Annotated in this window: 19 protein-coding genes; 16 read left to right on the top strand and 3 right to left on the bottom strand. The window is 65.7% G+C overall.

The genetic code is table 11. The annotated features are described in order from the left end of the window. The first annotated feature begins 615 nt into the window (after positions 1–615). The 5 genes from A9J21_RS03790 to A9J21_RS03770 all read left to right on the top strand — a co-directional run bounded on the left by A9J21_RS03790 (position 616) and on the right by A9J21_RS03770 (position 5,671). Positions 616–1,824, top strand: a complete 1,209-nt coding sequence (locus A9J21_RS03790) for a branched-chain amino acid ABC transporter substrate-binding protein (RefSeq protein WP_066732059.1) — start codon at positions 616–618, stop codon at positions 1,822–1,824. A gap of 221 nt (positions 1,825–2,045) precedes the next feature. Further along, the gene (locus A9J21_RS03785; protein ID WP_066732058.1) at positions 2,046–2,981 is read left to right on the top strand and encodes a branched-chain amino acid ABC transporter permease; all 936 of its coding nucleotides are present in this window, start codon (positions 2,046–2,048) and stop codon (positions 2,979–2,981) included. A 13-nt stretch (positions 2,982–2,994) separates the two neighbouring features. Continuing rightward, complete coding sequence (locus tag A9J21_RS03780; RefSeq protein WP_066732057.1) at positions 2,995–4,149, top strand: ABC transporter permease subunit; 1,155 nt, start codon at positions 2,995–2,997, stop codon at positions 4,147–4,149. Between the two features lie 13 nt (positions 4,150–4,162). Next, positions 4,163–4,939, top strand: a complete 777-nt coding sequence (locus tag A9J21_RS03775) for an ABC transporter ATP-binding protein (protein ID WP_066732056.1) — start codon at positions 4,163–4,165, stop codon at positions 4,937–4,939. 15 nt (positions 4,940–4,954) lie between these two features. Beyond that, positions 4,955–5,671: an ABC transporter ATP-binding protein gene (locus A9J21_RS03770; RefSeq protein WP_066732055.1), complete on the top strand. Its 717-nt coding sequence runs from the start codon at positions 4,955–4,957 to the stop codon at positions 5,669–5,671. 122 nt (positions 5,672–5,793) lie between these two features. Here A9J21_RS03770 and A9J21_RS03765 read toward each other — a convergent pair whose 3' ends face one another. Beyond that, on the bottom strand, positions 5,794–6,981 hold the full coding sequence (locus A9J21_RS03765) for an acetylornithine transaminase (RefSeq protein WP_066732053.1): 1,188 nt from the start codon (positions 6,979–6,981) through the stop codon (positions 5,794–5,796). A gap of 260 nt (positions 6,982–7,241) precedes the next feature. Then, complete coding sequence (locus A9J21_RS03760; protein ID WP_066732051.1) at positions 7,242–8,297, bottom strand: CDP-6-deoxy-delta-3,4-glucoseen reductase; 1,056 nt, start codon at positions 8,295–8,297, stop codon at positions 7,242–7,244. Between the two features lie 10 nt (positions 8,298–8,307). Between A9J21_RS03760 and A9J21_RS03755 the strand changes: the two genes are divergently transcribed. The 11 genes from A9J21_RS03755 (at position 8,308) to hutG (ending at position 20,611) form a co-directional block, all read left to right on the top strand. Then, positions 8,308–9,333 (top strand): NAD-dependent epimerase/dehydratase family protein, encoded by a 1,026-nt coding sequence (locus A9J21_RS03755; protein ID WP_066732049.1) that lies wholly within the window; start codon positions 8,308–8,310, stop codon positions 9,331–9,333. Between the two features lie 297 nt (positions 9,334–9,630). Beyond that, positions 9,631–10,593: an ABC transporter substrate-binding protein gene (locus A9J21_RS03750; protein ID WP_066732047.1), complete on the top strand. Its 963-nt coding sequence runs from the start codon at positions 9,631–9,633 to the stop codon at positions 10,591–10,593. Positions 10,594–10,606: 13 nt separating this feature from the next. After that, complete coding sequence (locus tag A9J21_RS03745; protein ID WP_156545652.1) at positions 10,607–11,479, top strand: ABC transporter permease; 873 nt, start codon at positions 10,607–10,609, stop codon at positions 11,477–11,479. Beyond that, complete coding sequence (locus tag A9J21_RS03740; protein WP_066732045.1) at positions 11,476–12,255, top strand: ABC transporter ATP-binding protein; 780 nt, start codon at positions 11,476–11,478, stop codon at positions 12,253–12,255. The genes A9J21_RS03745 and A9J21_RS03740 overlap by 4 nt, the downstream gene beginning before the upstream one ends. Before the next feature lie 29 nt (positions 12,256–12,284). Then, entirely contained in the window at positions 12,285–13,046 is a 762-nt protein-coding gene (hutC, locus tag A9J21_RS03735) for a histidine utilization repressor (protein ID WP_066732043.1), read from the top strand. Positions 13,047–13,145: 99 nt separating this feature from the next. Next, positions 13,146–14,708 (top strand): histidine ammonia-lyase, encoded by a 1,563-nt coding sequence (hutH, locus tag A9J21_RS03730; protein WP_066732041.1) that lies wholly within the window; start codon positions 13,146–13,148, stop codon positions 14,706–14,708. Positions 14,709–14,824: 116 nt separating this feature from the next. Beyond that, entirely contained in the window at positions 14,825–16,528 is a 1,704-nt protein-coding gene (gene hutU, locus A9J21_RS03725; protein ID WP_066732039.1) for a urocanate hydratase, read from the top strand. Then, the gene (locus A9J21_RS03720) at positions 16,528–17,121 is read left to right on the top strand and encodes a HutD family protein (protein ID WP_066732037.1); all 594 of its coding nucleotides are present in this window, start codon (positions 16,528–16,530) and stop codon (positions 17,119–17,121) included. Before hutU ends, A9J21_RS03720 begins: the two co-directional genes overlap by 1 nt. Continuing rightward, positions 17,118–18,344 carry an imidazolonepropionase gene (gene hutI, locus A9J21_RS03715; RefSeq protein ID WP_066732034.1) on the top strand — a complete coding sequence of 409 codons (1,227 nt, stop codon included), beginning with the start codon at positions 17,118–17,120 and terminating at the stop codon, positions 18,342–18,344. The genes A9J21_RS03720 and hutI overlap by 4 nt, the downstream gene beginning before the upstream one ends. After that, complete coding sequence (locus A9J21_RS03710; protein ID WP_066732032.1) at positions 18,341–19,747, top strand: formimidoylglutamate deiminase; 1,407 nt, start codon at positions 18,341–18,343, stop codon at positions 19,745–19,747. Before hutI ends, A9J21_RS03710 begins: the two co-directional genes overlap by 4 nt. Positions 19,748–19,789: 42 nt before the next feature. Further along, positions 19,790–20,611: an N-formylglutamate deformylase gene (hutG, locus tag A9J21_RS03705; RefSeq protein WP_066732031.1), complete on the top strand. Its 822-nt coding sequence runs from the start codon at positions 19,790–19,792 to the stop codon at positions 20,609–20,611. A gap of 154 nt (positions 20,612–20,765) precedes the next feature. On the opposite strand, the gene A9J21_RS03700 is transcribed toward hutG, so the two are convergent. Continuing rightward, positions 20,766–22,394, bottom strand: coding sequence for a bifunctional aspartate transaminase/aspartate 4-decarboxylase (locus tag A9J21_RS03700; RefSeq protein ID WP_066732029.1), 1,629 nt, complete (start codon positions 22,392–22,394; stop codon positions 20,766–20,768). Positions 22,395–22,426: the final 32 nt, after the last annotated feature.

The raw sequence follows: 22,426 nt of genomic DNA, 5'->3' as shown, positions 1-22,426 counted from the left end.
CAGCGGCGTTTGCTTTTGGGGCACCTCCTCCACATGGCGCCCGGCCGCTTGCGCTGCCTCGCGGTCGCCCACCCTGCTGCACTGCACTGGTGCGCGCGTCAGTATCTTCTTCAATACATTGCAAAACGGCTTTCATCGTGCAAAGCCTTATTTGGCGCGATTATCCCGTGGTACCTGTCCGCACACCCAGACAATATCAGGGTAATCCCGGGGAATGGGGTTTTCCCTATTATGGTGCGGCGCTACATTCTGCACATTAGAGCAAGCGGCTGTTAATTCGAATGAAATGCCTAATTAATACCGGGGCATTATAGGTGGCGCCGGGACGGCTTGTTTCGTGGCCTGTGCGGCGCCTCAGGCGCTGCAGGCATGATTCTTGAAAGGGAAGGAGACGGGTCTGCCAAATGGGCGGAGATTGCCCCAATCTGTGCATTGGGGAAATTCCCTAGCTCAAATGGCGGGTAAATGGTTCAGGTTGTTGCGTCGCGTATTGCATCCGCAAAGAAAGGGGATACAATGCGCGCGTTTCAAATTGAAACTAAACAAAGGCGGTCCAGGGAATACGTCCGGGAGGCGTAGTATTTCCCTGTTTTTGTGAATCCTAGGAGATCACTCATGCAATTCACGTTTGCCAAGATTCTGCCGATCGCGGCCGCTGTGGCGCTGGTCGCTGCATGTGGCAAGAAGGAAGAAAAGCCGGCCGATGCGGCAGCATCTGCACCGGCGGCCGCCGCGGCCCCCGCCGCAGCCGGTGGTGGTGAAACCGTCGTCAAGATCGGCCACGCCGCGCCGCTGACGGGCGGCATTGCCCACCTTGGCAAGGACAACGAAAACGGCGCCCGCCTGGCCGTCGAGGAAGTGAACAAGACCGGTCTGGAGATCGGCGGCAAGAAGATCAAGCTCGAACTGGTGGGCGAAGATGACGCCGCCGATCCGAAGACCGGCACCGCCGTGGCCCAGAAGCTGGTGGACGCACACGTGGTGGCCGTGGTCGGTCACCTGAACTCGGGTGTGTCGATCCCGGCCTCGAAGATCTACAGCGACGCCGGCATCACGCAGATCTCGCCGTCGTCGACCAACCCCGACTACACGAAGCAAGGCTTCAAGACCACTTACCGTGTGGTGGCTACCGATGCCCAGCAGGGTCCGGCACTGGCCAACTACGCCGCCAAGAGCCTGCACGCCAAGAGCGTGGCGATCGTCGACGACGCCACCGCCTACGGCAAGGGTCTGGCCGACGAGTTCGAGAAGACCGCCAAGGCGGCAGGCGTGAACGTGGTGGCACGTGAAGCCACCAACGACAAGGCCACCGACTTCAAGGCCATTCTGACCAAGATCAAGGGCAAGAAGCCTGACGTGATCATGTACGGCGGCATGGACGCCACCGGCGGCCCGTTCGCCAAGCAGGCCAAGGAACTGGGCATCACGTCCAAGATCGTTGGCGGCGACGGCGTCTGTACCGACAAGGTGGCCGAACTGGCGGGCGACGCAGTAAGCAACATCATCTGCTCGGAAGCCGGCCTGGCCCTGTCGAAGATGGAAACCGGCGCCGATTTCGAGAAGCGCTACCAGGCTCGTTTCAACTCGCCGGTGCAGATCTACGCACCGTTCACCTATGACGCCGTCATGGTGATCGTGGACGCGATGAAGCGCGCCAACTCGACCGAACCGGCTGCCATCCTGGCCGAAATGCCCAAGACGAACTACAAGGGCGTGATCGGCAACATCGCCTTCGACGAGAAGGGCGACATGAAGGAAGGCACCATCACGCTGTATGAGTACAAGGACAAGAAGAAGTCCGTCCTCGACGTCGTGAAGATGTAATCCGGGGCTTACCGTCCCAGACGAACGGCACCGTGAGTACATTGCGGTGCCGTTCTTTTTAGTCTCGCCAACGTGTTATGAGCATCCTTACCATGGGTGGAACAGGGCGGGCAGCACACCAGCAAAACTGATTACCAACCTACCCGACCTATCCAACATTACCGTCCCATCCGCGGCATCCACACCATGCCGGCCGGAGCGGGGCTGAAGCAGGAGTTTTCATGGATATCTTTATCCAGCAGATCGTGAACGGTCTGGTGCTCGGCAGCATCTATGCGCTGATCGCACTGGGCTACACCATGGTCTACGGCATTCTGGGCATCATCAACTTCGCTCACGGCGACGTCCTGATGATTGGCGCGCTGACCGCTTTGTCGGCAATCATGGGGTTGCAGAAATTTGCCCCCGGCCTGCCCGAATGGCTGACGCTGGTGATCGCCACGCTGATCGCCATGCCCGTCTGTGCAGTGCTTGCCTATACGATTGAACGCGTGGCTTACCGGCCGTTGCGCAATGCGCCGCGCCTGGCCCCGCTGATTACCGCGATCGGTGTCTCGATCATCCTCCAGACCATGGGGATGCTGATCTGGTCGCGCAACCCGCTCACTTTCCCGCAACTGCTGCCCTCGGAACCGATCGACATCGGCTCCACCGGCGCCACCATCACCGGCAAGGAAATGGTCATCATCGGCCTGGCCGTGATGGTCATGGCGGGCCTGCTGGCCCTGGTGAACCGCACCAAGCTCGGCCGCGCCATGCGCGCCACCGCCGAGAACCAGAAGGTGGCGGGCCTGATGGGCGTGAATCCCAACTTCGTGATTTCGGCCACGTTCATGATCGGCGCCACGCTGGCGGCGCTGGCTGGCGTGATGATGGCCACCAACTACGGCAACGCCCACTTCTACATGGGCTTCATCCCCGGCCTGAAGGCGTTCACCGCCGCCGTGCTGGGCGGCATCGGCAACCTGGCGGGTGCCATGGTGGGTGGCATGCTGCTGGGGCTGATCGAGGCGCTGGGCGCCGGCTACATCGGCGACCTCACCAATGGCGTGTTCGGTTCGAACTACCAGGACGTGTTTGCCTTCATCGTGCTGATCATCGTGCTCGTGTTCCGTCCGTCCGGCATCATGGGCGAACGTGTCGCAGACCGCGCCTGAGGGGAGAGAATCCATGAATACTCCGATTCCATCCACGGCCGTGGCGGCACCGTCGCGTGTCCCGGCCAAGACCCTGGCGGCCCTGGTGGCCTTCCTGGTCGTGGCGCTGTGCGCGCCGTTCTTCGTCCAGACCTTCGGCGGCAACTACTGGGTGCGCGTGCTGGACTTCGCGCTGCTCTACATCATGCTGGCGCTGGGCCTGAACATCGTGGTGGGCTTTGCCGGCCTGCTTGACCTGGGCTATATCGCGTTCTACGCGGTGGGCGCCTACAGCATGGCACTGCTCGGTTCGCCGCACCTTGCCAACCAGTTCGAGTGGATCCACCAGCTGTTCCCGAACGGCCTGCATCTGACGATGTGGCTCGTGCTGCCATGCGCGGTGCTGATCGCGGCCACCTTCGGTGTGCTGCTGGGGGCGCCGACGCTGAAGCTGCGCGGCGACTACCTGGCCATCGTGACCCTGGGCTTCGGCGAGATCATCCGGATCTTCATGAACAACCTGGACCGTCCGGTGAACATCACCAACGGCCCCAAGGGCATCACCGCGGTCGACCCGGTGCATATCTTCGGCTTCGACTTCTCGAAATCGCACGAGATCTTCGGGTTCAAGTTCACGCCGGTGTTCATGTACTACTACCTGCTGGTCGCGTTGGTGATCGTGATCGTGTTCATCTGCCTGCGCCTGCAGAACTCGCGTATCGGCCGTGCCTGGGTTGCCATCCGTGAAGACGAGATCGCTGCCAAGGCCATGGGCATCAACACCCGCAACATGAAGCTGCTGGCCTTTGCCATGGGCGCGTCGTTCGGCGGCGCCTCGGGTGCCGTGTTCGGCGCGTTCCAGGGCTTTGTCTCGCCGGAATCGTTCACGCTGTGGGAATCGATCTACGTGCTGGCCATCGTGGTGCTGGGCGGCATGGGCCATATCCCGGGCGTGATCCTGGGCGGCATCCTGCTGGTTGGCTTCCAGGAGTTGCTGCGCGCCGTGGCCGGGCCGATCCAGACCGCCCTGTTCGGCCAGATCATCGTCGATGCCGAAGTGCTGCGGCAGTTGCTGTTCGGCCTGGCCCTGGTGGGGGTGATGCTGTATCGCCCGGCAGGCCTGTGGCCATCGCCGCGCAAGGAAGACCGCCCGGTGGCGCGTCGCGCCGGCAGTGTCGGTCGTTTCTGAACAGGAGGACAACATGAGCAATTCCGATTTCCTCCTGTCCGTGCAGGGAGTCAACAAGCGTTTCGGCGGCCTGCAGGCACTGTCCGAGGTGGGTCTGCAGATCAAGCCCGGCGAGATCTATGGCCTGATCGGCCCGAACGGTGCCGGCAAGACCACGTTCTTCAACGTGATCACGGGCCTGTATACGCCCGATTCGGGCGAATTCGTGCTGGGCGGCAAGCCGTACCAGCCGACCGCCGTGCATGAGGTGGCCAAGACCGGCATCGCGCGGACGTTCCAGAACATTCGCCTGTTCGGCGACATGACCGCGCTGGAGAACGTGATGGTGGGCCGCCACGTGCGGACCAAGGCCGGCCTGTTCGGCGCCGTGTTCCGCCCGCCTTCGGTGCGCCGGGAGGAAGAGGCCATCGAGGACATGGCGCACGACCTGCTGGACTACGTCGGCATTGGCAAGTACGCCAATTTCACGTCGAAGAACCTGTCGTACGGCCACCAACGCCGCCTGGAGATCGCCCGCGCGCTGGCGACCGAGCCCAAGCTGCTGGCGCTGGACGAACCGGCGGCCGGCATGAACGCCACCGAGAAGGTGGAACTGCGCGGCCTGCTGGAAAAGATCAAGAACGATGGCAAGACCATCCTGCTGATCGAGCACGACGTGAAACTGGTGATGGGCCTGTGCAACCGCCTGACCGTGCTGGACTACGGCAAGGTCATCGCACAGGGCCTGCCGCATGAAGTCCAGAACAATCCTGCCGTGATCGAGGCCTACCTCGGCGCGTCGGCGCATTAAGGCGGGAGAGAAGCAATGCCACAAACGATTCTGAAGATTGCAGGCCTGAAGGTGGCCTATGGCGGCATCCAGGCCGTCAAGGGTGTCGATCTGGAGATCCAGGACGGCGAACTCGTGACGCTGATCGGTGCCAACGGCGCCGGCAAGACCACGACCATGAAGGCCATCACCGGCCTGCAGGGCTGGGCTGGCGGCGACGTCGAGTACATGGGCAAGTCCATCAAGGGCGTGCCCAGCTACAAGCTGCTCAAGCAGGGCCTGGCGATGGTGCCGGAAGGCCGCGGCGTGTTCGCGCGCATGACGATCACCGAGAACCTGCAGATGGGTGCGTACACGCGCAACGACGAGGCCGGCATCAAGGCCGACATCGACCGCATGTTCGAAACGTTCCCGCGCCTGAAGGAGCGTGCCAACCAGCTGGCCGGCACGATGTCGGGCGGCGAGCAGCAGATGCTGGCGATGGCGCGTGCGCTGATGAGCCAGCCCAAGCTGCTGCTGCTGGACGAGCCGTCGATGGGTCTGTCGCCGATCATGGTCGAGAAGATCTTCGAGGTGGTGCGTACCGTGTCGGGGCAGGGCGTGACCGTGCTGCTGGTGGAGCAGAACGCGCGCCTGGCGCTGCAGGCGGCCCACCGCGGCTACGTGATGGAGTCGGGCCTCATCACGATGAGCGGCGACGCCAGGCAGATGCTGGACGACCCGAAGGTGCGGGCAGCGTATCTGGGGGAGTAAGGTATCAACGGTTTGTCTCTCCTGTCCCGCATGGCGGGAGAGGGGAGCAAACACCGGGTACACAAAAAAACGCCTCGCGGTTCGCGAGGCGTTTTTCATTGTGGCCCGGCCACCGGCGGGGCTCAGGCCAGCTTCTTCAGCAGTTCGCGCAGCATGCCGATCATCTGGTCGATTTCCTCGCGCGTCACGTTCAGGGCCGGCATGAAACGCAGCAGGTTCGGGCGCGGGGCGTTCAGCAGCAGGCCGGTCGGGTTCATCTCGCGCGCTTCTTCCACGATCTGCGGGCCAATGTCCTTGCCCAGTACCAGCGCGCGCAGCAGGCCTTCGCCGCGTTCGCCGCCCAGGCCGAACTCGGCCGACAGCGCCAGCAGCTGCTCGCGCAGGTATTCGCCCTTGGCCTTCACGTCGTCCATGAAGCCCGGGGCGGTCAGCTGCGAGATCACCGAGCTGCCCACGGCCGTCATCAGCGGGTTGCCGTTATACGTGCCGCCCTGGTCGCCGGCCTCGAAGCTCGCCACGTCGGCCTTGCACAGCAGCGCCGACAGCGGTACGCCGCCGCCAATGCCCTTGCCCAGCGTCATGATGTCCGGCTCCACGCCCGACAGCTCGTACGCGAACAGCGTGCCGCAGCGGCCGCAGCCGGTCTGCACTTCATCCACGATCAGCAGCAGCTTGTGCTTGTCGGCCAGCGCGCGCAGGCCCTGCATGAATTCGCGGCTGGCGGGGATCACGCCGCCTTCGCCCTGCACCGGTTCCAGCATGATGCCGACGGTCTTGTCGGTGATCAGCTTTTCCACCGATGCCAGGTCGTTCAGGTCGGCCTTCGGGAAGCCCGGCACCTGCGGTGCGAAGATGGTGTCCCAGCCGGCCTTGCCCGATGCGCTCATGGTCGCCAGCGTGCGGCCATGGAAGCTGTGGTCCATCGTGATGATCTCGAAGGCGCCGTTCTTGTGCTTGCGGCCCCATTTGCGCGCCAGCTTGATCGCGCCTTCGTTGGCTTCGGCGCCGCTGTTGGCGAAGAACACCTTGTCGAAGCAGCTGTTGTCGGTCAGTTGCTGCGCGAGCTTCAGCATCGGCTCGTTGTAGAAGGCCGGGCTCGGGTTCAGCAGCTTGCGCGCCTGCTGTTCCAGCGCCTGGATCATGCCTTCGTTGGAGTGGCCCAGCGCGTTGACTGCCCAGCCCTGCACGAAATCCAGATAGCGCTTGCCGTTATGGTCCGTCAGCCACGAACCCTTGCCTTCGGTGAAGACCAGTTCGGGGCGGTTGGTGATGTACATCAGCGATTGGACGGGAAACTCAGCAAATGCCATGGCGGACTCCTGGGATCGGCATGAAAAGAGGGACGGAGAAAAGCAAAAAGCCACGGGGGCTGCCCGTGGCTTGTTGACCTGAACAAACGCTGTCTACGGTCAGCCGCGCGGCACCCCGGAGGGGAGCAACGTACGTGCGCGGCGTCGGATCATGGCGGTGTTCATGGCGGCCAATATAAGACGCATGCGCCCGGGTGTCAAAGCGAAATTTGGCAGACCCGGGTGGCATTGTTGTGTCGACGGAACGGCAGCGGGGCCGGTCAGGCGGCGCCGGCCGCGTGCAGATCGGCCTCGGACGTGAACGAATCGGCGAAGAACGCGTCCTCGTGCAGGCGGCACTGGGCCGAGAAATCGGTGCGCGCGGCGTTGACCATGACCGGTGCGCCGCAGGCGTAGACCTCGTGGCCCGACAGGTCCGGATGGTCGGCCATCACGGCCTGGTGGACAAAGCCGTTGCGGCCCGGCCAGTTGTCTTCGGCGCGGGCGTCGGACACCACGGGCACGTACTTGAAGTTCGGCAGGTCGCGTGCCCACTGCTCGCACAGCGCGTGCATGTACAGGTCGGCCGGTCGGCGGCCGCCCCAGTACAGCGTCATCGGGCGCGTGATGCCGGTGTAGGCGGCGTGCTCGACGATGGCCTTGATCGGCGCGAAACCGGTGCCGGAGGCCAGCAGGATGATCGGCTTGTCCGAATCCTCGCGCAGGAAGAAGCTGCCCAGCGGGCCCTCGAAGCGCAGGATGTCGCGTTCCTTCATGGCCGGCATGCCTTCCTTCGCGCCGAACACGTAGTCGGTGAACGCGCCGCCGGGCATATGGCGGATGTGCAGTTCGATCGGGCCTTCCTCGTGCGGCGGCGTGGCGATCGAATAGCTGCGGCGCTTGCCGTCGCGCAGCAGGAATTCCACGTACTGGCCGGCCAGGAACTGCATGCGCTCGGTGGCGGGCAGTTGCAGCCGGATCGAGATCACGTCATCTGCCAGGCGCTCCATGGTGGCGACGCGGCACGGGATCTTCTTGATGGGGATGTCGCCGGCGCCATGCACCTCGCGGCATTCGATGGTGATGTCCGAGGTGGCGTTGGCGCAGCAGAACAGCGCGCGGCCCTCGGTCTTTTCCTGGGCGGTCAGGGCCGACGCGGCGTGGTCGCCCTGGTTGATCGTGCCTTCGACCACACGGCCCTTGCACGACCCGCAGGCGCCGTTCTTGCAGCCGTACGGCAGGCCGATGCTATGGCGCAGCGCGGCGCCCAGGATGGTTTCGTCGGCAGCCACTTCGAACTTGTGGCCACTCGGCATGACGGTAACTTGATAAGCCATAATCGGGTCTATGAACCAAATTCTGTCGCCGCAAGCGGCGTTGTCTTCCCCACGGGGCGTTCGGCGTCGGCGGCTGGGCCGTCCGCGCCTGCTGATCGTTGGTTGCGGCGATGTCGGCACCCGCATCCTGCGCGTGCTTGCCACGCGCATGCGCGTTTTCGCCGTGACGTCGCAACCATCGCGCGAGTCGGAACTGCGCGAAGCCGGCGCGATTCCGCTGGTGGCCAATCTTGACCAGCCGGCCACGCTGGCACGTCTGTCGCGACTGGCCGACCGGGTCATCGACCTGGCGCCGCCGCCCGGACAGGGCGATGGCGATCCACGCACGCAGGCGTTGCTGGGTGCGCTACGGCGCACCAGCTGGCGCCGCACGCGCGCCCTGCGGCCGGGCGTCGGCGAGGCCGCCATTCTACCCGAGCGGGGCTGGCACCGTGCGTTTGAGGCGTCCTCGCGCCACCGTGCCGCCGGGGCCTTCATCTACGCCAGCACCACGGGGGTCTACGGCGATCGGGGCGGGGCCCGCGTGCAGGAATTCCATGCGGTGCGTCCGCAGACGGCGCGGGCCAGGCGGCGCGTGGCGGCGGAAGCGGCGGTGCGCGCCTTTGGCCGCGACGCCGGCTGGCGCACGGGCATCGTCCGCATCCCCGGCATCTATGCCGAAGACCGGCTGCCCGTGGCGCGTCTGCACAAGGGCACGCCAGCGCTGGCGCCCCAGGACGACGTCTACACCAGCCACATCCACGCCGACGACCTGGCGCGCGCCATGATCGCCGCGCTCTGGCGTGGCCGGCCGCAGCGGGTGGTGCATGCCAGCGACGACACCGAACTGCGCATGGCCGACTATTTCGACCTCGTGGCAGACCGCAAGGGCCTGCCACGCCCGCCGCGCATCACGCGCCAGCAGGCGCGCGACACCATCGACCCCACGCTCCTGAGCTTCATGAGCGAGTCGCGCCGGCTCGACAACCGCCGCCTCAAGCGCGAACTGCGACTGCGTTTGCGTTATCCCACCGTCACTTCATTCTTCGATCGATAGATTCGATCGAAGAATGCCGCTGAGCCATTGCCGCCGGCCCGATGCCGGCAGGCATGGCGATTGCGTGGCATTGCGCCGTTCCGGCCTGTCTATACAAGATCGATCCCTGCGTGGTGCGGCCGCTGATTCCCATGATTGTCTTCGGTGCGTCGCAACATGCTCATGCACCGGAATCGCGCGCCATGGTTCGGATCCGGCCAGGCGCACTTGCCGGACGACTCAGGTAAACCCCGGGTTTGACTTGTATATACAGCATTGATAGATTGCGTTCACCCCACGACTGATGGAGCCGACAGCATGAAGCTGCCCCTGCCGTTCCGTTTTGCCGCAGTTGCGTCCACCCTTGCCGTCGCGGCCCTGGCCGCGCCCGCCCACGCCGAGAACACGCCAGTGACCCTGGGCATGAGCGGCTGGACCGGTTTCGCGCCGCTGACGCTGGCCGACAAGGCAGGCATCTTCAAGAAGCATGGCGTGGATGTGGATATCAAGATGATTCCGCAGAAGGACCGCCACCTGGCGCTGGCCTCGGGGGCCATCCAGTGCGCTGCGACCACCGTGGAAACCCATGTGGCCTGGAATGCCAACGGCGTGCCCATCACCCAGATCGTGCAGCTCGACAAGTCGTACGGCGCCGATGGCCTGGCCGTGCGCGGCGACGTGAAGTCGTTTGCCGATCTCAAGGGCAAGACCATCGGCGTGGACGCCCCGGGCACCGCGCCTTATTTCGGCCTGGCCTGGATGCTGAAGAAGAACGGCATGACGCTCAAGGACGTCAGGCTGACCACGCTGTCGCCGCAGGCGGCCGCGCAGGCGTTCGTGGCGGGCCAGAACGATGGCGCCATGACTTACGAGCCGTACCTGTCGACGGTGCGCGCCAATCCGGACAAGGGCAAGATCCTGGCCACCACGCTCGACTACCCGATGGTGACCGATACCCTGGGTTGCGCGCCCAAATGGCTGAAGGACAATCCCAAGGCCGCCCAGGCGCTGGTCGACAGCTACTTCGAGGCGCTGGAGATGATCCGCAAGGAGCCGGAGAAGTCCAACGAGATCATGGGCGCGGCGGTCAAGCAGACCGGCGAGCAGTTCGCCAAGTCGTCGGCCTACCTGCGCTGGCAGGACAAGGCGGCCAACCAGAAATTCTTCTCGGGGGAGCTGGCAAGCTTCAGCAAGGAAGCGGCCGATGTGCTCAAGGACATCGGCGTGATCCGCCAGGTGCCCGATGTGACGGCGATCTATGACGCCCGATACCTCAAGTAAGCCGGAGTCCGTGATGTCGTCGTCCGTGCAAGCTTCCGCCTCCGCGCGCCCGCCCGCGCCCATCGCCACGCAGCCGGTGGACCGCGCGCCGCGCGCACGCCATCCGTGGCTGTCGCCGCTGGTGCCGGTGTCGTCGCAGGTCCGCTGGGTGCTGGGCCTGTCGTTCTTCGGCGTGTTCTTCGCGGTCTGGGCCGTGGTCACGCTGGGCGGCTTCGTGCCGCGCACGTTCCTGGCCGATCCGCTGACGATGGCGCACGAGGGCTGGCTGCTGTTCACGCAGTATGGCTTTATCGGCGATATCGGCATGACGGTCTGGCGCGTGGTGGGCGGCTTCGTGCTGGCGGCGGTGCTGGCCGTGCCGCTTGGCATCTTCATGGGTGCCTACAAGGCGGCCGAGGCGTTTTTCGAACCGTTCGTGTCGTTCTGCCGCTACCTGCCGGCGTCGGCGTTCATTCCGCTGCTGATCCTGTGGGCCGGTATCGGCGAGACGCAGAAGCTGCTGGTGATCTTCATCGGCTCCTTCTTCCAGATCGTGCTGATGGTGGCGGTCACGGTGGGCGGTGCGCGCAAGGACCTGGTCGAGGCTGCCTACACGCTGGGGGCCACGCCGCGCGGCATTGTGCGCCGCGTGCTGATTCCGGGCGCAGCGCCGGAGATTGCCGAGACGCTGCGGCTGGTGCTGGGCTGGGCGTGGACATATGTGATCGTGGCCGAGCTGATCGGCTCGTCATCGGGCATCGGCCACATGATCACCGACAGCCAGGCGCTGCTGAACACCGGGCAGATCATCTTTGGCATCATCGTCATCGGCTGCATCGGGCTGGTGTCCGACCTGGTCTTCAAGCTGGCGAACCAGCGCCTGTTTCCGTGGAGTTCGATCAAATGAGCGCGCTGTCGATCCAGCAGGTTTCCCGTACGTTCGAGAATCCGCGTGGCGGCAGCACGCAGGCGCTGCTGCCGGTGGACTTCGATGTCCGCGACAACGATTTCGTGACGATCCTGGGCCCGTCGGGCTGCGGCAAGTCCACGCTGCTGCGCATCGTGGCCGGGCTCGACACTCCGAGCGGCGGGCGCGTGCTGCTGGACGGCCAGCCGGTGGCCGGCCCGGGCGCCGACCGTGGCATGGTGTTCCAGTCGTACACGCTGTTTCCGTGGCTGACGATCGAGCAGAACGTGCGTTTCGGCCTGCGCGAGCGTGGCATGAGCGCGGCCGAGCAGAAAGAGCGCAGCGACTTCTTTATCGCCCGCGTGGGGCTGCGCGGGTTCGAGCAGCACTATCCGAAGCAGCTGTCGGGCGGCATGCAGCAGCGCACGGCGATTGCGCGCGCGCTGGCTAACGACCCGAAGATCCTGCTGCTCGACGAGCCGTTCGGCGCGCTGGACAACCAGACGCGCGTGCTGATGCAGGAACTGCTGCTCGGGATCTGGGAGTCGCACCGCAAGACGGTATTATTCGTGACGCACGATATCGACGAGGCCATTTTCATGGCTAACCGCGTGGCGGTGTTTTCCGCGCGGCCCGGTCGGATCAAGAGCGAGATCGCGGTGGACTTTGCCCATCCGCGCCATTACACGATCAAGACATCGCCCGAGTTCTCCGTGCTCAAGGCACGGCTCACCGAGGAGATTCGCGCCGAAGCCATGGCTTCGGCCGAGCACTGAACCGGCAATCCGGCAATTCGCAACAGGCCATGAATCAGTCCGCCAATCCGGCACCTTCCCCGTCCAACGCTCCGGCTGCGCTGTACCAGCAGGTCAAGGAATACATCGCGCGCCAGATCCAGAGCGGCGCGTGGCAGCCTGGCGACCGCGTGCCGTCCGAGCAGGAACTGGTGAACCGGTTCTCGGTGTCGCGCATGACGGTCAACCGGGCATTGCGCGAGCTGTCGGAGCAGGGCAGGGTGGTGCGCGTGGCCGGTGTGGGCACGTTCGTGGCCGAACACAAACCGCAGTCCACGCTGCTGTCGGTGGTCAACCTGCAGGACGAGATCCGCATGCGCGGCCATGACTACGCCTGCGACGTGATCCTGGTGGAGCGCGTGTCGGCGTCGATCGAGGTAGCCGCCGCGCTGGAACTGCGCACCGGCGAATCGGTGTACCACTCGATCTGCATCCATCGCGAAGATGGCTTGCCGGTGCAGCTGGAAGACCGCTACGTGAACCCGCGGGTGGCCCCCGACTTCATCACGCAGGATTTTGCCGATACGCAGCCGGGCGAGTACCTGCTGCGCAACGTGCCCTATGACCAGGTGGAGCATGTGGTCGATGCCATCGCCGCCACGGCCGAGCAGGCCGCGCAGCTGGAGATGCCGCCCACGCAGCCCTGCCTGCTGCTGACACGCCGCACCTGGACGCATGGCGTGCCAGTCACATTTGTTCGCTGCCTGCACCCGGGCAACCGGTATCGGCTGGGCAGCCGGTTTCGCGCCGACGGCAATCCAGCCTTCGGCTAGGGCAGTCGCCCGACGCCCGGGGCCAGTCAAAAGCTGGTCATCGGGTTTATTTTTCGACTAACCTGTATAGACAGGCTCATACAACAAAGACGTACGCAGATGACCAACGATTCCCGCTCCCTCCTGACCCTGAACCCTGGCCACGTGTCGCTGGACGATCTGCGCCGCATCCATCGTGGCGAAGTGCGCCTGGCGATGGCCGAATCGGCCTGGGCCGGCGTGCGCGCCGCGCAGGCCACGGTGCAGGACATCATCGACGCCGACGCCGTGGTCTATGGCATCAACACCGGCTTCGGCAAGCTGGCGCAGTCGCGTATCCCCCACGACAAGCTGGCCGAACTGCAGCGCAACCTGGTGCTGTCGCACAGCGTGGGCACCGGCGCCGACCTGCCGGCCGATACCGTGCGGCTGATCCTGGCGATCAAGGCCGTCAGCCTGGCGCGCGGCCATTCGGGCGTGCGCCCGGAACTGATCGAAGCGCTGCTGGCACTGGCGAACCACGGCGTGTCGCCGTGCATTCCGGCCAAGGGATCGGTGGGCGCCTCGGGCGACCTGGCGCCGCTGGCCCATATGTCCTGCACGCTGATCGGCGTGGGCGACGTGATGATCGACGGCCGCCGCATGCCCGCTGCGCAGGGCCTGGCCCATGCCGGGCTGGGTGCGTTCACGCTGGGACCAAAGGAAGGGCTGGCGCTGCTGAACGGCACGCAGGTGTCCACCGCGCTGGCGCTGGCCGGGTTGTTTGCTGCCGAGGATGCCTTCGCGGCCGGGCTGGTGGCCGGCGCGCTGTCGCTGGAAGCGATCAAGGGATCGGTCAAGCCGTTCGATGCCCGCATCCATGACGCGCGCGGGCAGGCGGGCCAGATCGCCGTGGCCGCCGCCGTGCGCGCGATGCTCGACGGCAGCGAGATCGTCGACTCGCACAAGGCCTGCGGGCGTGTGCAGGACCCGTATTCGATCCGCTGCCAGCCGCAGGTGATGGGCGCGTGCCTGGACAACCTGGGCCACGCCGCGCGCATCCTGCGCATCGAGGCCAATGCCGCGTCGGACAACCCGCTGGTGTTTTCCGCGCAGGGCGACGTGGTGTCAGGCGGCAACTTCCACGCCGAGCCGGTGGCGTTTGCCGCCGACATCATCGCGCTGGCGATCGCCGAGATCGGCGCCATTTCCGAACGCCGCCTGGCGCTGCTGCTCGATACCGGCCTGTCTGGCCTGCCGCCGTTCCTGGTGCGCGACGGTGGCCTGAATTCCGGCTTCATGATTGCCCAGGTCACGGCTGCGGCGCTGGCCTCCGAGAACAAGTCGCTGGCGCATCCGTCCAGCGTGGACAGCCTGCCCACGTCGGCCAACCAGGAAGACCACGTGTCGATGGCGACCTACGGCGCGCGCCGCCTGGGCGACATGGCCGCCAACACGGCCGTGATCGTGGGCATCGAGGCCATGGCCGCCGCGCAGGGCATCGAATTCCACCGCCCGCTGAAGTCGTCGCCGCTGGTGGAACAGGAACTGGCCCGCATCCGCAGCCGTGTGGCCTTTGTGGAAGCCGACCGCTATCTGGCGCCCGATATCGAGGCGATGAAGCAATGGGTGGTGCAGGGCGACGCCGGTGCCGGGTGGCCCGAGGCCGTGAGGGAGATTCTGCCGACGAACGTAGCCGTTTGAAGCGCCAGCCCTCTCCCGCTCCGTTTCCGCCTCTCACCCGCTGCGCGGGACAGGGGCGGGGCGGGAGGGCCAGCGGTTCCTGACCGAAACAGTATTGAACAGACGCGAGACACGACATGAACGCCAACGAACACCAATTCACCGACAACCAGCGCGGCCAGCGCGAGATCCGCGCCCCGCGCGGCAGCCAGTTGCATTGCAAGAACTGGCTGATCGAAGCCGCCTATCGCATGATCCAGAATAACCTGGACCCCGATGTGGCCGAACGCCCGCAAGACCTGGTGGTCTACGGCGGCATCGGCAAGGCCGCGCGCAACTGGGAGTGCTTCGACGCCATCCTCGACAGCCTGCGCCGCCTGGGCGAGGACGAATCGCTGCTGGTGCAGTCGGGCAAGCCCGTGGGTGTGTTCCGTACCCATGCCGATGCGCCGCGCGTGCTGATCGCCAACTCCAACCTGGTGCCGCACTGGGCCACGTGGGACAAGTTCAACGAACTCGACCGTGCCGGCCTGATGATGTACGGCCAGATGACGGCCGGTTCGTGGATCTACATCGGCACGCAGGGCATCGTGCAGGGCACGTTCGAAACGTTTGTGGAGGCTGGCAACCAGCACTACCACGGCGACCTGACCGGCAAGTGGATCCTGACCGCCGGCCTGGGCGGCATGGGCGGCGCGCAGCCGCTGGCCGGCGTGCTGGCGGGCGCCTGCGTACTGGCGATCGAATGCCAGGAATCGCGCATCGACTTCCGCATCCGCACGCGCTACCTGGACAAGAAAGCCACCACGCTGGACGAAGCACTGGCGATGATCGAAGACGCGACGAAGAAGGGCCAGGCCATCTCGGTGGGCCTGCTCGGCAACGCTGCCGAAATCGTGCCCGAACTGGCACGCCGTGCGCAGGCCGGCGGCATGCGCCCGGACATCGTCACCGACCAGACCTCGGCGCATGACGTCATCAACGGCTACCTGCCCGAAGGCTGGACCGTCGAACAATGGGAAGACCTGCGCGCGCGCGATCCCAAGGCAGTGGAAGCCGCCGCACGCAAATCGATCGTCAAGCATGTGCAGGCCATGCTGGCGTTCCAGCAGATGGGCGTGCCGACCGTGGACTACGGCAACAACATCCGCCAGGTGGCGTTCGAGGAAGGCGTGAAGAACGCGTTCGATTTCCCGGGCTTTGTGCCGGCCTATATCCGCCCGCTGTTCTGCCGCGGCAAGGGGCCGTTCCGCTGGGTGGCGCTGTCGGGCGACCCGGAGGACATCTACAAGACCGATGCCAAGATGAAGGAGCTGTTCCCGGACGACAAGCCGCTGCACCGCTGGCTGGACATGGCGCGCGACCGCATCGCGTTCCAGGGCCTGCCGGCGCGCATCTGCTGGGTGGGCCTGGACGAACGCCATCGCGCCGGCCTGGCCTTCAACGAGATGGTGAAGAACGGCGAACTCAAGGCGCCGGTGGTGATCGGGCGCGATCACCTCGACTGCGGCTCGGTGGCATCGCCGAATCGTGAAACCGAGGCGATGCGCGATGGCTCCGATGCGGTGTCCGACTGGCCGCTGCTCAACGCGCTGCTGAACACTGCCGGCGGCGCCACGTGGGTCAGCCTGCACCATGGCGGCGGCGTGGGCATGGGCTTCTCGCAGCATTCGGGCGTGGTCATCGTCTGCGACGGCACCGATGCGGCGGCCAAACGTATCGAACGCGTGCTCTGGAACGATCCGGCCACCGGCGTGATGCGCCATGCCGATGCCGGCTACGACATCGCCATCGACTGCGCCCAGGAAAAGGGCCTCAACCTGCCGATGGTGAAGCGCTGATGGCCGTCACGCGGTTCTCGCTCGACGCCATCGCCCCCACGCCGTGGAAGAACGGCGGCGGCACCACGCGCGAGATTGCCGCGTGGCCGCCGGGCGCCGGCATGGACACGTTCGACTGGCGGATCAGCGTGGCGGATATCGCGGCGGACGGGCCGTTCTCGGCCTTCCCGGGCATCGATCGCCAGATCGTGCTGATCGACGGCGCGGGCGTGCATCTGCAGGCCCATGACGATTCGTTCTGCCACAAGCTCGTGCGCGTGGGCGAGCCGTTCGCGTTTTCTGGCGATACGGCTATCCACGCAGCACTGGTCGATGGCCCGACACGCGACTTCAACGTGATGACGCGCCGTGGCCGCTGCCGCGCCGAAGTCCGCCTGATGCGGCAGCCGTTCACGGCGGTGCCCGCCGAAGCCACCGTGATGGTGCTGGCGCTGCGCGGCGACTGGGACACTGCCAACAGCGGCGACGGCCAGCACCTGTCGGCGGGCGAGGGCATCCTGATGCCGGCCGGTTCGCCAGCCATCACCCTGAGCCACACCGAACTTTCCGCGCTGTGCCTGCGCGTGATACTGCATAGGGAGCAGGACCGATGAACTTCCACGATGCGCCTTCCGCAGATGGCGTCTGGCATCACTGCCACCTGCTGCCCGATGCGGACCCCGACCGGGCCATCCGCGACGGCGCGCTGGTGATCGAACACGGGCGGATCGCCTGGCTCGGGGCGCTGGCCGGCCTGCCGGACAGCTATCGCCACCTCGATCGGCACAATGCCGGTGGCGCGTGGATAACCCCGGGCCTGGTCGACTGCCATACGCACCTGGTGTACGGCGGCCAGCGCGCCGACGAATTCGCGATGCGCCTGGCCGGCGCCAGCTACGAAGACATTGCACGCGCCGGTGGCGGCATTGTGTCGACCGTGCGCGCCACGCGCGAGGCCGACGAGGCCACGCTGTTTGCGCAGGCCGCCGTGCGCCTGGAGGCGCTGCTGGCCGAGGGCGTGACCACCATCGAGATCAAGTCCGGCTATGGGTTGTCGCTCGAAGCCGAGCGCAAGCAACTGCGCGTGGCGCGCCAGCTTGGCGAAGCCTATGGCGTGACGGTCCATACCACGTTCCTGGGGGCGCACGCGCTGCCGCCCGAATATGCAGGCCGCGCCGACGACTATATCGACCTGGTCTGCAACACGATGCTGCCGGCGCTGGCCGAGGAAAAGCTGGTCGATGCCGTCGATGCCTTTTGCGAGGGCATCGGATTTTCGCCAGAACAGACGGCGCGGGTGTTCGAAGCCGCCGCGCGTCATGGCCTGCCCGTCAAGCTGCATGCCGAGCAACTGAGCAACCTGGGCGGCGCGGCACTGGCAGCGCGGCACAAGGCGCTGTCGGCCGACCATCTCGAACATCTGGACGAGGCCGGGGTGATGGCGATGGCCCAGGCCGCCACGGTGGCGGTGCTGCTGCCCGGTGCCTACTATTTCCTGCGCGATACCCATCTGCCGCCGCTGGCGCTGCTGCGCCAGCATGGCGTACCGGTGGCCATTTCCACCGATCACAACCCGGGCACGTCGCCCACCACATCGCTGCTGCTGATGATGAACATGGCCTGTACCTTGTTCCGCATGACGGTGCCCGAAGCGCTGGCCGGCGTGACCACGCATGCGGCACGGGCGCTGGGCGCAGCGGACCGGCACGGGCGGCTGGCCGTGGGCCGCGCCGCCGATTTCGCGCTATGGCGCGTGGCGTCGCCTGCCGAACTGGCCTACTGGTTCGGCCGCAATCCGTGTGCCGGTGTGGTGCGGCAGGGCAAGGTGTTCCGATGAGCGCCGGCCAACTGTTCGCCCGCCACGCGCTGCTGCCGGACGGCTGGGCGCGCGATGTGCTGCTGGAATGGGGTGCCAACGGCGCTTTCACGACCATCACGCCCGGCGCCACGCCAGCGCCTGCGGTGCCGCAGGCGGCTGGCCCGGTGCTGCCGGGCATGCCCAACCTCCATTCGCATGCGTTCCAGCGCGGCTTTGCCGGACTGACCGAATACCGCAGCGTGTCGCCCGACGACGACCCGGCCGGCGGTGACTCGTTCTGGAGCTGGCGCACGTTGATGTATCGCTTCGCGCTGCGGCTGTCGCCCGATGCGCTGGAGGCCATCGCCACGCAGCTTTATATCGAGATGCTGCGCGCCGGCTACACCAGCGTGTGCGAATTCCACTATGTGCATCACGATCCCGACGGCAAGCCGTACGCCGACCGCGCCGAGATGTCGCTGCGGCTGCTGCGTGCGGCGCAGGCCGCAGGCATCGGCATGACGCTGCTGCCCGTGCTGTACCAGACGGCCGGGTTTGGCGAAAAGCCGGCCCAGCACGACCAGCGCCGTTTCCTGAACGACACCGATGCCATGCACGCGTTGCTGGAAAAGCTGGCGCCGCACTGCACCGCCTATGGCGCGCGGCTGGGCCTGGCGCCCCATTCGCTGCGCGCGGTGCCGCCGCGCAGCCTGGTGCAGGCCGTTACCGCGCTGCACGCAATGGACGCCACGGCGCCCGTGCATATCCACATCGCCGAACAGCAGAAGGAAGTGGACGACTGCCTGGCCACCAATGGCGTGCGGCCGGTGGAATGGCTGCTGGACCACGCGCCCGTGGACCAACGCTGGTGCCTGGTCCACGCCACGCACATGGACTGGGACGAACGGCGGCGGCTGGCCCATAGCGGCGCCGTGGCCGGTATCTGCCCGACCACCGAAGCCAACCTTGGCGATGGCGTGTTCGAGGCCGCGCCCTACCTGGCGCAGCAGGGATGGTGGGGTATCGGATCGGACAGCCATGCCAGCGTCAGCGTGGCAGAGGAACTGCGCACGTTCGAATACGGGCAGCGGCTGGGCCTGCAGCGGCGCAACGTGCTGGCGTCGGACAGCCATCCGCAGGTGGCCGACCGGCTCTGGCTCGAAGCCGTGGCCGGCGGAGCGCGGGCGGCGGCGCGGCCGGTGGCGGGCTTGGCCGCCGGACAACGTGCCGATTTCCTGGTGCTGGACAGCCAGCATCCGACGCTGGCCGGGCTCGACGGCGCCCATGCGCTGTCCACTTACGTGTTCGCCAGCCACGGGCATGAGACACTAGCGGAAGTCCGCACGGGCGGCACGTGCCGCGTACAGCACGGCGCGCATCCGCTACAAGGGGATGCGGGCCGTTTGTTCGCCGAGGCGCGCGCCCGCCTGCTGGCCGACTGAAGGGTCCCGAACCCGCCACATACAAAGCAGCCCCGAGACACGATGTCCTCCTCCTTCACCACCGATATTCCCGCTTTCACGCTGCATCGCGGCACCCGCCCGTTGCTGGTGTCGATGCCGCACGTCGGCACCTACGTACCCGCCGGACTGGCCGAGCGCCTGACGCCCGAGGCGCGTACCGTGCCCGATACCGACTGGCACATGGACCGCCTGTACGACTTTGCCCGCGAACTGGGCGCGTCGATCCTGATGGCCACGCACTCGCGCTACGTGATCGACCTGAACCGTCCGCCCGACAACGCCAACCTGTATCCCGGCCAGGACACCACGGGCCTGTGCCCGGTCGATACCTTCGACAAGACGCCGGTGTACGCCGAAGGCGCCAGCGGCCCCGACGACGCGGAAATCGCGCTGCGCCGTGGCGCGGTCTGGCATCCGTACCACAACGCGCTGCAGGAAGAACTGAAGCGGCTGCGCGCCGAGCACGGCACGATCGGCCTGTGGGATGCGCATTCGATCCGCTCGGTGCTGCCGCGCTTCTTCGAAGGCAAGCTGACCGACTTCAACCTGGGCTCGGCCGATGGCAAGAGCTGCGACACCGGCCTGGCGGCCGACGTGGTCGAAATTGCCGAAGCGGTGCCAAACCATACGGCCGTGCTCAATGGCCGCTTCAAGGGCGGCTATATCACGCGCCAGTACGGCAACCCGGCTGACGGCGTGCATGCGATCCAGCTGGAACTGACGCAATCGTCGTACATGGAAGAGGTGTATCCGTTCGCGTACGACCCCGCCAAGGCGGCCAACGTGCAACCGGCCATCCGCAAGATGCTGGAGACGGTGCTGGCCTTCGTGGAAGCGCACTGAGGACGGGTGTTGCGGGTTTCTCCCCTCTCCCGCATGCGGGAAAAGGGGAGAAAGGCCGGTGCAAGCGCAAAAAAACAGCCCGTGGTGGCTGACCTTGCCACAGACGGGCCGATTTGCTGCGGTGACGCTCCCCTTGTAGTTCGTAGTAATTCCCTTATTTCTTCGTCACGTTCTTGTCCGCCTTGCTGCCGGTGGCCTCGTTGTAGCGGCCCACGTAGTCTTCGAACAGCTTGCGGATCGACTTGCCGATCTTTGCGTAGTCCGACTCGTTGAGGTTTGCCAGCGACACGCGGCCCGACGGATGGCGCGTGCCGAAGCCACGTCCCGGCAGCAGCACCACGCCGGCTTCCTCGGCCAGCCGGAACAGCAGTTCGGTGGGTTCCGTCGATGCCAGCACCCATTTCACGAACTCGGGCCCCAGCGCCTTGCCGCCAAGCTGCTCGATATCGAGCAGCGTGTAGTAGTCCACCACGTTCGGATCTTCGGTGTCCTCCGGCGCAATGCCGATCTCGCGGAACAGCGCCGCCTTGCGGTTGCGGATCAGCCGCTTCATGGCCTGCTTGTACGCGTCGGGCGTGTCCATGAGCGAGAACAGCGAGAACAGCACCATCTGCACCTGCTGCGGCGTGGACAGGCCCGCCGTATGGTTCAGCGCCACGGTGCGGCTGTCGGCCACGATGCGGTCGATGAACTTGAGCGTGTCCGGCGTGGTCGTGATCGAGTTGTAGCGCTTGTGCAGCTGCTGGCGCTTGTCCTCTGGCAATTCCGCCAGTTTCTGGTCGAAGATATTGTCGCGGTGCGTGGCGATCACGCCGAGCCGCCAGCCCGTGGCGCCGAAGTACTTCGAGAACGAATAGACCAGGATCGTGTTGCGCGGGCAGAGCGCGAACAGCGACACGAAGTCGTCGGCAAAGGTGCCGTACACGTCGTCGGTCAGGATGATCAGGTCGGGCCGTTCCTCGATGATCGATGCCAGGTATTCCAGGCTTTCGTCGCTCATGCGCACCGACGGCGGATTGCTTGGGTTGACCAGGAAGAAGGCCTTGACGCTGGGGTCGCGCAGCTTGTCGAGTTCCTTGTTCGAATACTGCCAGCGCGACGCCGGATCGGCGTCGATCGACAGTTCCACGAGCTGGTAGTCGTTGAGTTCCGGAATCTCGATATAGGGCGTGAAGATCGGCATGCCCAGCGCGATCTTGTCGCCGGCCTTGAGCAGGTGGTTCTCGCGCATCGAGTTAAACAGATACGTCATCGCGGCCGTGCCGCCCTCCACAGCGAACAGGTCGAATTCGCCGATAAACGGGTGCTTGCCGATCATCTCCTTGCGGATGTACTGGCCGACGATGATCTCGCTCAGCTTGAGCATGCGATCCGGCACCGGGTAGTTGCAGGCCAGGATGCCTTCGCACATCTCGTAGAGGAAATCGGCGGCGCTCAGGCCCAGCTGGTCGCGCACATACGACACGGCGCCGGCCAGGAACTTCACACCGGGGATGTCGTGGTTCTCGCGCGCAAACAGGTCGAAGCGCTCCTCGATGCCTTCGCGGCGCGGAAAGCCGCCCACGCCTTCGGGCATGTACTGGAACGACCGCTCCGATTCGCGCATCGCAAAAAGTCCAAGTTGCCAGAAGCCGTGGCGCGGCACGGTGGCAAGGAAATTGGGATTGCCGCGGCCGGCGTTCAGCATCAGGCGGTTGGCGTCGCTGCTGGCCAGCTTGATCAGTTCGTCCTTGAGTTCGAACGGCGACAGGCTGGACAGCGTGGACAGATCCGGTTTGCTCATGGCGTTGCTCCGTTGAAGAATGCGATCAATCG

This window comes from Cupriavidus sp. D384 (genome assembly GCF_001652915.1).
In the GTDB taxonomy this organism is placed as follows: domain Bacteria; phylum Pseudomonadota; class Gammaproteobacteria; order Burkholderiales; family Burkholderiaceae; genus Cupriavidus.
The sequence above is the reverse complement of the archived record's forward strand: the minus strand, read 5'-3'. Positions and strand labels throughout refer to the sequence as shown.